The sequence below is a fragment of the Nonomuraea sp. PA05 genome, from assembly GCF_008086045.1.
Classification (GTDB): domain Bacteria; phylum Actinomycetota; class Actinomycetes; order Streptosporangiales; family Streptosporangiaceae; genus Nonomuraea; species Nonomuraea monospora.
Genome location: NZ_VSEY01000027.1, coordinates 119,898 through 132,144, shown reverse-complemented (window position 1 = coordinate 132,144; position 12,247 = coordinate 119,898). Strand labels below are relative to the sequence as shown.

The window sequence follows — 12,247 nt, the reverse complement described above, 5'->3', positions numbered from 1 at the left end:
ACACGAGCCGACCGCGGATCTGGCCGCGAGGGCGGGCGCGCGGGCGACATGCCGCACGATGCCTCCCCACGGAGGTCGAATCCAGTGCCAATGGGTGACGCCTGTCTGAACAGGGGCATGCAGGCCCGTAAGACACGCTTGATGACGCGTTTGCTTGCTCGTGACCTGTTCGACGCATAACCTCGACGGCAGTGAGGAGTTACTCCGCGCAGCGCGGATTGCCATACCGGTGAACGACGGACGAATTGAACGAGGCAGGAGAGGTGTCGGCTCGAGAGGTCGACGCCCCATCAGCCTTGACTTGACATCGATCCCGGCGATGACGCCGACCGGGCTTTCCGCGGCGCGCCTGTGACCCCTCCCGTTTTGTGGCCGCGTTATGAGTTCTTGACGACGCGAGGAGGGCGGGGCGCACATGGGGCCGCTAGTCGTGGTGCTGATGGTGGCGGTGCTCGTGCTCGCGTTCGGGATGATCGCGGCGCTGCTCGTCGTCGTACGGCGCACCTCGGGCAGCCTGCCCCGCAAGGGAAAGCCCAGCCCCGGGCAGGTCGAGGTGGCGCACGAGGAGCTGCAGCAGGCACGGGAGGCGGCGCGGGAGATCCGCTACAAGGCGGAGAGCGACGCCGAGGAGATCCTGCGCAGGTCGGAGGCGGCCACCGAGAGCGCCGCGCAGATGCGGCGCGAGGTCGAGGAGGAGAGCCGGATACTCAAGTCCGAGCTCAAGGAGCTGCGCTCGGACCTGGAGCGCCGGGAGGCCAGGCTGGCCGAGCGGGAGCAGCGGCTGGACGAGGAGGCCAGGCGGCAGGCGGAACGTGACAGGAAGCTGGCGGAGACCGAGGTCGAGCTGGCCGACCGGCGCGAGGAGCTGCTGCAGGTCGAGCAGGAACGGCGGGTCATCCTGGAGCGGGTCGCCGGGCTGACCGGCGAGCAGGCCAAGGCCGAGCTGGTCAAGGAGATCGAGAACCAGGCCAAGCGAGAGGCCGCGCTGATCATCAGGGAGATCGAGGGGGACGCCCGCAAGGAGGGCGAGAAGCGGGCCACGAAGATCGTGACGCTGGCCGTGCAGCGGCTGGCCGCCGAGCAGACGGCCGAGTCGGTCGTGAGCGTGCTGCACCTGCCGGGCGACGAGATGAAGGGACGGATCATCGGTCGTGAGGGCCGCAACATCCGCGCCTTCGAGTCCACGACCGGCGTGAACCTGATCATCGACGACACCCCCGAGGCGGTGCTGCTGTCGTGTTTCGACCCGGTCAGGCGGGAGACGGCGCGGCTGACGCTGGAGAAGCTGGTGCTCGACGGCCGCATCCATCCGCAGCGCATCGAGGAGGCGCACGACCGCAGCCGCCAGGAGGTCCAGGACCTGTGCGCGCGGGCCGGTGAGGACGCCCTCGTCGAGCTGGGGATCACCGACATGCACCCCGAGCTGACACTGCTGCTCGGCCAGCTCCGCTACCGCACCTCCTACGGGCAGAACGTGCTCAAGCACCTCATCGAGTCCGCCCACATCGCCGGCATCATGGCCGCCGAGCTGAAGATGAACCAGACGCTGATGAAGCGCTGCGCCCTGCTCCACGACATCGGCAAGGCCCTGACGCACGAGGTCGAGGGCAGCCACGCGCTGATCGGGGCGGAGATCGCCCGCAGGTACGGCGAGGAGGAGGACGTGGTGCACGCCATCGAGGCGCACCACAACGAGGTCGAGGTGCGTACCGTCGAGGCGGTCCTCACCCAGGCGGCCGACGCGATCAGCGGCAGCCGGCCCGGGGCGCGGCGCGAGTCCTTGGAGGCGTACGTGAAGCGGCTGGAGCGGCTGGAGGAGATCGCGCAGTCGTACGACGGGGTGGAGAAGGTGTTCGCGATGCAGGCCGGGCGGGAGATCCGGGTCATGGTCAAGCCGGACGCCATCGACGACATCCAGGCTCAGGTGATCGCCCGGGATGTGGCCAAGCAGGTGGAGGAGGAGCTGACGTATCCGGGGCAGATTCGCATCACGGTGGTGCGGGAGTCGCGGGCCACCGAGTTCGCACGCTGACCCCTGTGCGCCTGGCCCCCGGACGCCTGGCCCCCGGACGCCTGGCCCCTGTGCGCCTGGCCCCCGTGCGCCTGGCCCCCGTGCGCTTGGCCCCCGGACGCCTGGCCCTCGTGCGCGCCTGATCCCCGGACGCCTGGTCTCCGGTCGCCGGTCACCGTTCCTACGAGAAGATCTGCTGGTAGAAGGCCAGTTCGGCGGCGAGGGCCGCGGCGCGGGTCTCCGTGCGGCGGAAGCCGTGGGACTCGCCCTCGAAGGCCAGGTACGTACACGGCACCCCACGTTCGGCGAGCGCGTCGGCGAAGGCCGTGGACTGCTCGGGCGGCACCACGGGATCGTCGAGCCCCTGGAGGAGCAGCATGGGACAGCTCACCCCGTCCACGAGCGCGAGCGGCTCCCGTGAGGCGTACACCTGCGGATCCTCCGGGCCGACCAGCCACTCCACGTAGCGGGACTCGAAGTCGTGGGTGTGCGCGGTGAGCGGGGCGAGGGCGCTGATGCCGTAGTACGAGACGCCGCCGGCGAAGACGTCCGAGCGGCAGCAGGCCGCCATCACCGTCCAGCCGCCCGAGCTGCCGCCGCGCACCGCGATCTTGCCGGGGTCGGCGAGGCCCTGGGCGGCGAGCCAGCCGGCGGCGATGATCGCGTCCTCGACGTCCACCACACCCCACTGGCCCTTGAGGCGGTCGCGGTAGGACCGGCCGTAGCCGGTGGAGCCGCCGTAGTTGAGGTCGAGGACGCCGATGCCGCGTGAGGTGAGGAACGCCTTCTCCAGGTCGAGCGCGGTGTCGGCGTGGGCGGTCGGGCCGCCGTGCACGAAGATCACGTAGGGGGGAGTGCCGTCGGTGGCGGCGGGGTGGGGCGGGTAGAGGAACGCGTGCACGTCCTCGGACGAACCGCTTCGCCGCAGCCGGACGGCTTCGGGAACGGGCAGGTAGGCGGGGTCGGGCAGGGGGGCGAGGTCGTGGCCGAGCGCCTGGTGGCCGCCCGTCACGGTGTCGACGATCACGACCGTGCGGGGCGTCGTGGCGGCGTACCCCACCCCGATCACAGAGGCGCCGTCGGCGGCCAGCGCCGCGTTCCAGCCGCTGTACGGCAGGTCGAGGTCCGTCAGCGCGCCGTTGGCCGGGTCGAGGAGGCCGAGCCGCAGGTCGCCGCGCCCGTGCAGGACCGCGAGGCGCCCGTCGGGAAGCACGGTGTACGGCATGCCGCCGAGCTGCCACGGCGGCATCGTGAACTCCTCCTCGGCCGGGTGCAGCGCCCGTGTGGCCTCGCCGCGCAGGCCGGTCTCGTAGAGGTTCCACCAGCCGGAGGAGTCGGAGATCAGGTAGAGGCGGGAGTCGTCCTTCCAGGCCGGGGCCAGCACGGACTCGGCGGGGCCGCCGCGGACCGTCCAGGCGGCGCCGCCCGTGAGGGGGACGACGCGGAGTTCGGTGCCGTCCCAGGGCATGCGGGGGTGGTTCCAGTAGACATAGGCGAGATGTCGTCCGTCGGGGGAGACGGCGGGGCTCGCGTAGAAGTCGCAGCCGGTGGCCCAGACGCGGGTCTCGCCGCCGTCCAGCGGGATCGCCACGACGGCCCTGGTGACCTTGCCGTTCTCATCGTGGTGCTCGCGTACGCACCACACCTGGCCGTCGTGGATGAGCAGGTCCGCGTAGCGGCAGCCGTCGTCGGTGAGGGCGCGCGGCTCGGCGCCGCCGGACAGCACGTAGAGCCGCTGGTCGCGCAGGTTGGCGAAGACGACGTCGCCCGACGGGGTCACGGCGTACGGCCTGCCGCCGTACTCGTGCACCCGCGTGCGCGCGCACCACGGCGCGGCCAGCAGGTCGCGGCGGGTGCCGTCGGCGGCGCGGTGGACGATCACCGTGCGCCCGCCCTCGTCGGGACGGTCCTCGGTCCACCACATCCGGCCGTCGAGGGCCACGGGCCAGCCGGGACGCACGCCGGAACCGGCCACGTCTTGGGTCGAGATGGGGGAGGGCCAGAAGGGCATACCCGCATCCTGCCGGAAGATCGCTTGGAGTGCGGGCCGCTCCCCGTAGATCAGGGACAGCCTTCGGGACGGGGCAGCGCGGAGGGCAGCACGAGATCGGTCCTGCCGAACCATTTGCGGAGCAACCGCGTGGTCGTCCCGTCGTGCCACATGCGGGCGATCGCCTGGTTGACGGCGTCGCAGGTGGCGGTGTCGCCCTTCTTCAGCCCGACGGCCCACTTCTCGTTCGTGATCGGGTCGTTGAGCAGCCGGAACCTGCCGGGGTCCTGCTCGGCGAAGCCCGCCAGGATCAGGTTCTCGGTGCTGACGGCGTCGAGCTGGTTCGCGGCGAGCTTGCGTACGCAGTCGGAGTAGTTGGCCGCGTGCACCAGCGTGGCGGGCAGGCCGAGCTTGCCGTCGGGGGGCGGGTCCACGATCCGCCGGTAGGAGTTCGAGCCCTCGGCCAGGCAGATCCGCTTGCCGCGCAGGTCGCTCGTCCGGCGGATGCGGGTGTCGTTCGCGCGGACCATGGTGTCCTGGGGGACGATCGCGTACGGGCCGCCGAACGTCACCTTGGGCTTGCGGGCCTCGGTGATGGAGTAGGAGGCCACGATCATGTCCACGGTGCCGTTCTGGAGCAGCGCCTCGCGGGTGGAGGACGGTGACTCGCGCCAGGTGATGCGGACGTCGCCGCCGCCGGTGAGGTGGTTGACGACGTAGCGGGCGACGTCGGCGTCGAAGCCCTGGGGCTCGCCGTCGCCGATCTTCAGGCCGAGGCTGGGCTGGTCCCACTTCGTGCCGACGACGACGGTGCCGGTGTTCTTGATCTTGTCCACGACCGTGGCGTACGAGCCGCCGCCGCCACACGCGGCCAGCCCCACCGTCACAGCCGCTCCCGCGAGCGCCGCCCTGCGCATGCTCGCTCGGATACCCGCCCGAAGGGGGCCGCAATGCCGAGGTGGGACAACCTTTGACATCTCGGGCGGCGAGCATGACGCCCGCGGACGTTGCCGGGCGGCGAGCATGACGCCCGCCGCCCGGGAAACGTCACTCCAAGGGCTTGTCGGGGGCGAGGCCGCCGCCCTCGGTGCCCTGCCCCGTGGCCACGCCGACCTCGGCCGAGCCGGGCGCCGCGACCGGCCGCGCCGCCGTCTTGCGGCTGCGCCTGCTGCGCCGCTCCAGCCACGTCGCCAGGTAGCTCAGCGCCATGTTGAGCGCCACGTAGATGACGCCGATGACGATGGCCGCCGGGATCAGCGAGCCGAAGAACCGTGCCGGCAGGATCTTGAAGCCGGTGTTGAGCAGGTCGACGTAGGCGATGATGTAGCCGAGCGCGGTGTCCTTGAGCAGCACCACGAGCTGGCTGACGATGGCGGGCATCATCGCCGTGACGGCCTGCGGCAGCAGGACCAGCCTCATCACCTGGTTCTTGCGCATGCCGACCGCGTACGCGGCCTCCGACTGCCCCTTGGGCACCGCGTGCACGCCGGCCCTGACGACCTCGGCCAGCACGGAGCCGTTGTAGAGCATGAGGCCGAGGACGAGGGAGATGAACGCGTAGTCGCCGGGGCCGGCGACCATCGGCGCCGCGTAGAAGATGAAGAAGATCAGCAGCAGCAGCGGGATGGCCCTGAAGACCTCGACCACCACGCTGGCCGGCACCCGGATCCACTTGTGGTCGGAGAGCCTGGCCAGGCCGAATACCGCGCCGAACACCAGCGCGAGCACCGCCGCCACGGCCGCCGCCTCCAGTGTGCCGATGAGGCCGGGGATGATGTAGAAGTCCCAGGTCTCCCACGACAGGAACGGCTGCCAGATCTTGCCCTCGAACTGGCCCTTGGCGTCGAAGCCGCGGTAGACGCCGTACACCACGGCGCCGACCACGATGACGCTGACGACCGTCAGCGCGTGGTTGCGGATCCGCCCGCGCGGCCCCGGCGAGTCGAAGAGTACGGACGTGCTCATCGGACCACCGCCAGTCGCCGTGCCAGCCAGCCCGTGAAGAACCCGATGGGCATGGTCAGCGCCATGAAGGCGACGACGATGCCCAGGAAGATCGGGATCGACGCGCCGGTGGTGTCGAAGGTGATCTTCATGACCGCCGCCGACTCGAGCAGGAAGCCACCGGCGGTCGCGACCGTGGTGTTCTTGATCATGGCGATCATCACGCTGCCCAGCGGCGCGATGACCGCGCGGAACGCCTGGGGCAGGATGATCATCGTCAGCGACTGCACGAACGTCAGCCCGATCGCCCTGGCCGCCTCGGCCTGGCCCATCGGCACCGTGTTCACGCCGGCGCGCAGCGCCTCGCACACGAAGGCCGCCGTGTAGAGCGACAGCCCCATCGCCACGATCCAGAACGAGTTGGTCGTCGGCGTGTCGGAGAAGACCAGGCCGAGCTGGTCACTCAGGCCCAGCGCGGAGAACGCCAGCACCAGCGTCAGCGGGGTGTTGCGCACCACGTTGACGTAGATCGTGGAGGCCGCGCGCAGGACCGGGGTCGGGGAGACCCGCATCGCCACCAGGAGTGTGCCCACGAGCAGGGAGGCGATCGCGCCCACGATCGACAGCTTGACGTTCTCCAGGAAGCCCACCGCGAGGTCGGGCGCGTACTTGATTAGTTCGTCCATCGTGCTCCACCGAAGGGGCGACGGGCGGCCGGGTCACCGGCCGCCGTCACCGACGTGATCAGGCGCAACCCTCGGCCGTGGGCGCTGCGGTGGAGACATTGAGGCCCTGGATGCCGCCGAACCACTTGTCCAGCAGCGTCTTCATGGTGCCGTTGCTCCACAGCGTGGCGACCGCCTTGTTGACGGCCTCGCAGGTCTTGGTGTCGCCCTTCTTCAGGCCGATGCCGTACTTCTCGTCCGTGAAGCCCTGGCCCAGCACCTTGAAGTTGCCACCGGCCTGCTTGGCGAAGCCCGCCAGGATCAGGTCGTCGGTGGTGACCGCGTCGAGGTTGCTGCCCGTCAGCTTCTGCACGCACTCGGAGTAGTTGGCGGCGTCGACGGTGGTGGCGTCGATGTCGAGCTCGCCGTCCGGCGGCGGCTCGGTGATGCGCTTGTAGGAGTTGGAGCCCGCGGCCTTGCAGATCTTCTTGCCCTTGAGGTCCTGCGGGGTGTTGATCGAGGTGTCGTCCTTGCGGACCATGATGTCCTGGTGGGCGACGACGTACGGGCCGCCGAAGGTGACCTTGCCCTTGCGCTCCTCGGTGATGGAGTAGGTGGCGAAGACGATGTCGACCGTGCCGTTCTGGAGGAACGGCTCGCGGTTGGAGGAGGCCGACTCCTTCCACTCGATCTTCACATCCTTGCCGCCGGCCACTTCCTTCAGCACGGCCTTGGCCACGTCGACGTCGAAGCCCTCGGGCTCGTTGCCCATCTTCAGGCCCAGGCTCGGCTGGTCCCACTTCGTGCCGACCACGACCGTGCCACCGCCCGTGATCTTGTCCGCCACGGTGGCGTACGTCTGTTCCCCACCGCCACAAGCGGCCAGGCCCGCGGCGAGTGCCGCAATGGAGAGCACCGCTCCCGTTCGACGCATGTGCATGTGTACCTGCCTCATAACTCTCAGTGCGTGAGGATCTTCGAAAGGAAGTCGCGCGCACGGTCCGTCTGCGCGTTGGTGAAGAACTCGTCGGGGGTGTTCTCCTCGACGATCTGCCCGTCCGCCATGAACACGACCCGGTTGGCGGCGCGGCGGGCGAACCCCATCTCGTGCGTGACGACCATCATGGTCATGCCGTCACGCGCCAGCCCGATCATCACATCGAGCACTTCCTGCACCATCTCGGGGTCCAGTGCGGAGGTCGGCTCGTCGAACAGGATCATCTTCGGATCCATGGCCAGCGCCCTGGCGATCGCGACCCGCTGCTGCTGACCGCCGGAGAGCTGCGCGGGGTACTTGTCCGCCTGCGCGGCGATGCCCACCCGTTCCAGCAGCTCCATCGCCCGCTTGTCGGCGGCGCCCTTGGCCACGCCGCGGACCTTCACCGGGCCGAGCGTGACGTTCTCCCGGATGGTCTTGTGCGCGAACAAGTTGAACGACTGGAAGACCATGCCGACTTCTGACCGCAGCCTGGCCAGCGCCTTGCCCTCTTCTGGCAGCACCTGGCCGTCAAATATGATCTTGCCGTCGTTGATCGTCTCCAACCGGTTGATCGTGCGGCAGAGTGTGCTCTTCCCGCCGCCCGAAGGGCCGATGACGACCAGAACCTCGCCACGAGAGACGGTCAAGTTGATGTCCTTCAGGACATGAAGTGTCCCGAAGTGCTTGTTGACGTTCTCCAACTGGACCAGTGGAGTGGCGTCGCCGTTCTCCGTCATGGAGTAAAACGTAGAGGGCGTTAGAGCGCTGTGCACTAACCGAGCGGTACCGATCCGATCACATCATGCCGCCAAGCTGGCCTTTTAGATCCATACGGGCCACCGCGAGCCGCACACCGACTACCCTTGAACGTGCCATGACTGTGACCCAGGAGGGCGCCCGCACATACGAAGTGCGCACATACGGGTGCCAGATGAACGTCCACGACTCCGAGCGGCTGTCAGGCCTGCTGGAGGACGCCGGCTACGTGCCCGCCCCCGACGGCGAGCCGGCCGACGTGGTCGTGTTCAACACGTGCGCCGTGCGGGAGAACGCCGACAACCGCCTCTACGGCAACCTCGGCCACCTCCGCCCGGCCAAGACCCGCAACCCGCGCATGCAGATCGCCGTCGGCGGCTGCCTCGCGCAGAAGGACCAGGGCGAGATCGTCCGCAAGGCGCCGTGGGTCGACGTCGTGTTCGGCACGCACAACATCGGCTCGCTGCCGGTGCTGCTGGAGCGGGCCCGCGTCGAGGGTGAGGCGCAGGTCGAGCTGAAGGAGTCGCTCGAGGTCTTCCCGTCCACGCTGCCCACCAAGCGGGAGTCCGCCTACGCCGCCTGGGTGTCCATCTCGGTCGGCTGCAACAACACCTGCACGTTCTGCATCGTGCCGTCGCTGCGCGGCAAGGAGAAGGACCGCAGGCCTGGCGACATCCTCGCCGAGGTCCGCACGCTGGTCGACCAGGGGGCGCTGGAGGTCACGCTCCTCGGCCAGAACGTCAACACCTACGGCGTGGAGTTCGGCGACCGGCTCGCCTTCGGCAAGCTGCTGCGCGCCTGCGGCGACATCGACGGCCTGGAGCGCGTCCGCTTCACCTCGCCGCACCCGGCCGCCTTCACCGACGACGTGATCGCCGCCATGGCCGAGACGCCCAACGTCATGCACCAGCTCCACATGCCCCTGCAGTCCGGCTCCGACCGGGTGCTGAAGGCCATGCGCCGCTCGTACCGGGCCGAGCGCTACCTCGGCATCATCGAGCGGGTGCGCGCCGCCATGCCGGACGCGGCCATCTCCACCGACATCATCGTCGGCTTCCCCGGCGAGACCGAGGAGGACTTCCAGGGCACCCTGGACGTCGTCCGCCGGAGCCGCTTCGCCAACGCCTTCACCTTCCAGTACTCCATCCGCCCCGGCACCCCCGCGGCCACCATGCCCGACCAGGTGCCCAAGGAGGTCGTGCAGGAGCGCTACGAGCGGCTCGTGGCCCTCCAGGAGGAGATCTCGTGGGAGGAGAACAAGAAGCAGGTCGGGCGGACGATCGAGGTCCTGGTGGCCGAGGGCGAGGGGCGCAAGGACGACGCCACGCACCGGCTCTCGGGGCGCGCGCCCGACAACCGGCTCGTGCACTTCGCGGTGGGCGGTGAGACGCCGCGGCCGGGCGACATGGTGACGGTCGAGGTCACGTACGCGGCTCCGCACCACCTGGTGGCCGACGGGGCCCTGCTGGGGGTCCGGCGTACTCGGGCGGGCGACGCCTGGGAGGCCCGGCAGGGCGGTTCGCCCGCGTCCGGGTCCGGCGTCCTGCTGGGGATGCCCTCCATCGGACGGCCCGCGCCGCTTCCCGCGGCCACCGGGGGATGCTCGGCTCACTGAGCGGTCCGCCCTCGCCAGGCGGCGAGGGCAGGTCCGGCGGTCAGCGGAGGAGCTGGTCGCGGAGCTGGTCGCAGGGTTGCCGGCGGAAGTCGTTCATGGTGGCGCAGGGGTTCGGCAGCCCGCGTGCGGGTGGCGGGTCGGCGCGCCGCGTGGCGGAGCTGCCGATCGGACGGCTCGGCGCGGGCGCCTGCGGAGACGCCAGAGGGGACGCCTGAGGGGACGCCTGAGGGGACGACCGGGGCGTCGGTGGGCCCTGCGCCCGATCAGCGCGATCCCGGGGCGGGATCAGCGGACGCCCCGGGTTCTTGGCGCGCCCGGGGGCGTGAGGTGAGCGCGCGGGCCGATGCGAACCGGTGACGGCGGGGACGGCGATGTCCACCGGAGGCACGATGCCGGTCAGGGGCGGCATGGGTGAGAGCGGCAGCCCGTCCGGGGTTGCCGCGTTCCACGGCGGGACGGCCTCGACCCACGGCGGCGACAGCGGCCCGAGCGCGAGGCCCATCGGCTGGGCCGACGGAAATCGGAGCGTTCCAGAGTCGGTCGCTGTTTGTGTCTTCGTCGATGCCGAGAGTGCCTTTGATCTTGCGGAAAGCGGAGTTTCCTGATCAATAACGCCGCGTCTTTGCGGGGCCGCATCTGTCGAGTTAGTGAATGCCAGGAATATTCCCAGTCCCGCCGTGGCGAGCACGCCGACCGCTCCCGCCAGCGGTCCGAGCGGCAGGCGGCTACCAGGGGAAATGGTACGAAGGGGGGACAAGTCGTGATTCCTTTGTGATTGGTGTGCGAGCATTCAGCTGTTGCGGCTAGTGTGGTCCATCACCCGCGGAAGCCGGCGAGCTTTCCCCGATACGACCGCAGGGAGCTGTAACCCCATGCATGATCCGAACGTGACGGATCGTCAGGAGATCCTGTCCGGGCCGGGAGACACCCGCCTGGCATCGAGAAATAGACGTCAGAGAAAAGCGACGAACAGCAAGCCGCTCATCATCGCCGCGTCGGTGCTCGTCGCCCTGCTCGCGGCGGGCGGGGCGGGCTACCTGCTGGCAGGGAACCCCGGCGAGGCCGCCCCGCAGAGCGGGGGTCGTCCCGCGCCCGCGCAGACCACCGGCGGGACCGACGACCTCGGCGGCGACGACGCCACGATGGGCGACGTCACCGCCGAGTCCCCCGGCGACGGCGACCTGTCCACCGACGCCCCCGGCGACGGCAGCATGGGCGACGTCGCCGACGCCCCAGGCACCGGCGACTCAGGCGACACAGGCGACACCGGCTCGACGGACACGGGCTCGCGGCCCGCCACCCAGGCCAGCGGCGGCACCGGCAAGAAGCCGGCCACGACGTCGCCCACCAAGGCGCCGCAGTCGTCCGGCAGCGACACCCCCGCCGACACCCCGGCCAACGGCCCCGCGGGCGAGGTCGCCGGCCAGTGCGCGACGAGCGGCTGCTAGAGCCCGCCTGCGAGTGGCTCGCCGGTTATCTGGCGGACTGGCTCTACAGGAGGCCTGCGCCGCCTCCTAGTGTCGAGGCATGACGAACGCCCCGGCCCTGCGCGCGCTGCACGTCCCCGGCACCCCGCTGGTCCTGCCCAACGTCTGGGACGCCGCCTCCGCCCGCGCCGTACGGCAGGCGGGCTTTCCTGCCATTGCCACCAGCAGCGCCGCCGTGGCGCACGCCCTCGGCTACGAGGACGGTGAACGCACCCCGGTGGCCGAGATGATGGCGGCCGTCGCCCGCGTGTCCAGAGCCGCCGAGGGCCTGCCCGTGACGGCCGACGTCGAGCGCGGTTACGGCCTCAAGCCCGCCGAGCTCGTCGAGCGCCTGGCCGGGGCCGGAGCCTCCGGCTGCAACCTGGAGGACTCCCTGCCCGGCAGCGGCGACCTGGTGGACCCGGCGGCGCAGGCGGACTTCCTGGCCGAGGTCAGGGCCGCCGCGGGCGACGCGCTGGTGATCAACGCGCGGGTCGACGTGTACCTGCACGGGCGGGGCGGGGATCTCCGGCAGGAGGCCGTGGCCCGGGGCCGCAGGTACCTGGAGGCCGGGGCCGACTGCGTGTACCCCATCCTGCTGGCGGCCGAGGACGAGATCGCGGCGCTGGTGAGCGAGCTGGACGCGCCGGTCAACGTGTACTTCGGCGCGGGCGGCCCGGGCATCCAGCGGCTGGCCGAGCTGGGGGTTGCCAGGATCAGCTTCGGGAGCGGCCTGCACCGGGCGTCCCAGGCCTTCACCGAGGGCCTGATCGCCGAGGTCCGTGAGGGCCGTAGTCCCTTCTGAACCTCCGGCCACGTAC

At 70.4% G+C, this 12,247-nt stretch carries 11 protein-coding genes; 4 read left to right on the top strand and 7 right to left on the bottom strand.

Features of this window, described 5'->3' with window-relative positions; all coding sequences use genetic code 11:
• Positions 1 to 415 precede the first annotated feature (415 nt).
• A complete protein-coding gene (gene rny / locus FXF51_RS36755; RefSeq protein ID WP_148439316.1) occupies positions 416 to 2,032 on the top strand; it encodes a ribonuclease Y in 1,617 nt (538 codons plus the stop codon).
• Positions 2,033 to 2,192: 160 nt separating this feature from the next.
• On the opposite strand, the gene FXF51_RS36745 is transcribed toward rny, so the two are convergent.
• The 6 genes from FXF51_RS36745 to FXF51_RS36720 form a co-directional block, all read right to left on the bottom strand.
• On the bottom strand, positions 2,193 to 4,022 hold the full coding sequence (locus FXF51_RS36745; RefSeq protein WP_148439315.1) for a prolyl oligopeptidase family serine peptidase: 1,830 nt from the start codon (positions 4,020 to 4,022) through the stop codon (positions 2,193 to 2,195).
• A gap of 50 nt (positions 4,023 to 4,072) precedes the next feature.
• The gene (locus FXF51_RS36740) at positions 4,073 to 4,918 is read right to left on the bottom strand and encodes a glutamate ABC transporter substrate-binding protein (protein WP_262380070.1); all 846 of its coding nucleotides are present in this window, start codon (positions 4,916 to 4,918) and stop codon (positions 4,073 to 4,075) included.
• A 130-nt stretch (positions 4,919 to 5,048) separates the two neighbouring features.
• Positions 5,049 to 5,966, bottom strand: coding sequence for an amino acid ABC transporter permease (locus FXF51_RS36735; RefSeq protein ID WP_148439313.1), 918 nt, complete (start codon positions 5,964 to 5,966; stop codon positions 5,049 to 5,051).
• Positions 5,963 to 6,631, bottom strand: coding sequence for an amino acid ABC transporter permease (locus FXF51_RS36730; RefSeq protein ID WP_148439312.1), 669 nt, complete (start codon positions 6,629 to 6,631; stop codon positions 5,963 to 5,965). Before FXF51_RS36730 ends, FXF51_RS36735 begins: the two co-directional genes overlap by 4 nt.
• Positions 6,632 to 6,689: 58 nt before the next feature.
• Entirely contained in the window at positions 6,690 to 7,550 is an 861-nt protein-coding gene (locus FXF51_RS36725; RefSeq protein ID WP_148439311.1) for a glutamate ABC transporter substrate-binding protein, read from the bottom strand.
• A gap of 20 nt (positions 7,551 to 7,570) precedes the next feature.
• A complete protein-coding gene (locus FXF51_RS36720; RefSeq protein WP_148439310.1) occupies positions 7,571 to 8,326 on the bottom strand; it encodes an amino acid ABC transporter ATP-binding protein in 756 nt (251 codons plus the stop codon).
• Between the two features lie 137 nt (positions 8,327 to 8,463).
• Between FXF51_RS36720 and miaB the strand changes: the two genes are divergently transcribed.
• The gene (gene miaB, locus FXF51_RS36715; protein ID WP_148439309.1) at positions 8,464 to 9,960 is read left to right on the top strand and encodes a tRNA (N6-isopentenyl adenosine(37)-C2)-methylthiotransferase MiaB; all 1,497 of its coding nucleotides are present in this window, start codon (positions 8,464 to 8,466) and stop codon (positions 9,958 to 9,960) included.
• A 40-nt stretch (positions 9,961 to 10,000) separates the two neighbouring features.
• Here the strand turns inward: miaB and FXF51_RS36710 are convergent, their stop codons facing one another.
• Complete coding sequence (locus tag FXF51_RS36710) at positions 10,001 to 10,462, bottom strand: hypothetical protein (RefSeq protein WP_148439308.1); 462 nt, start codon at positions 10,460 to 10,462, stop codon at positions 10,001 to 10,003.
• A gap of 385 nt (positions 10,463 to 10,847) precedes the next feature.
• On the opposite strand from FXF51_RS36710, the gene FXF51_RS36705 reads away from it, so the two are divergent.
• Positions 10,848 to 11,408: a hypothetical protein gene (locus FXF51_RS36705; protein WP_148439307.1), complete on the top strand. Its 561-nt coding sequence runs from the start codon at positions 10,848 to 10,850 to the stop codon at positions 11,406 to 11,408.
• A gap of 79 nt (positions 11,409 to 11,487) precedes the next feature.
• Positions 11,488 to 12,231: an isocitrate lyase/phosphoenolpyruvate mutase family protein gene (locus FXF51_RS36700; protein ID WP_148439306.1), complete on the top strand. Its 744-nt coding sequence runs from the start codon at positions 11,488 to 11,490 to the stop codon at positions 12,229 to 12,231.
• The last annotated feature ends 16 nt before the right edge of the window (positions 12,232 to 12,247 follow it).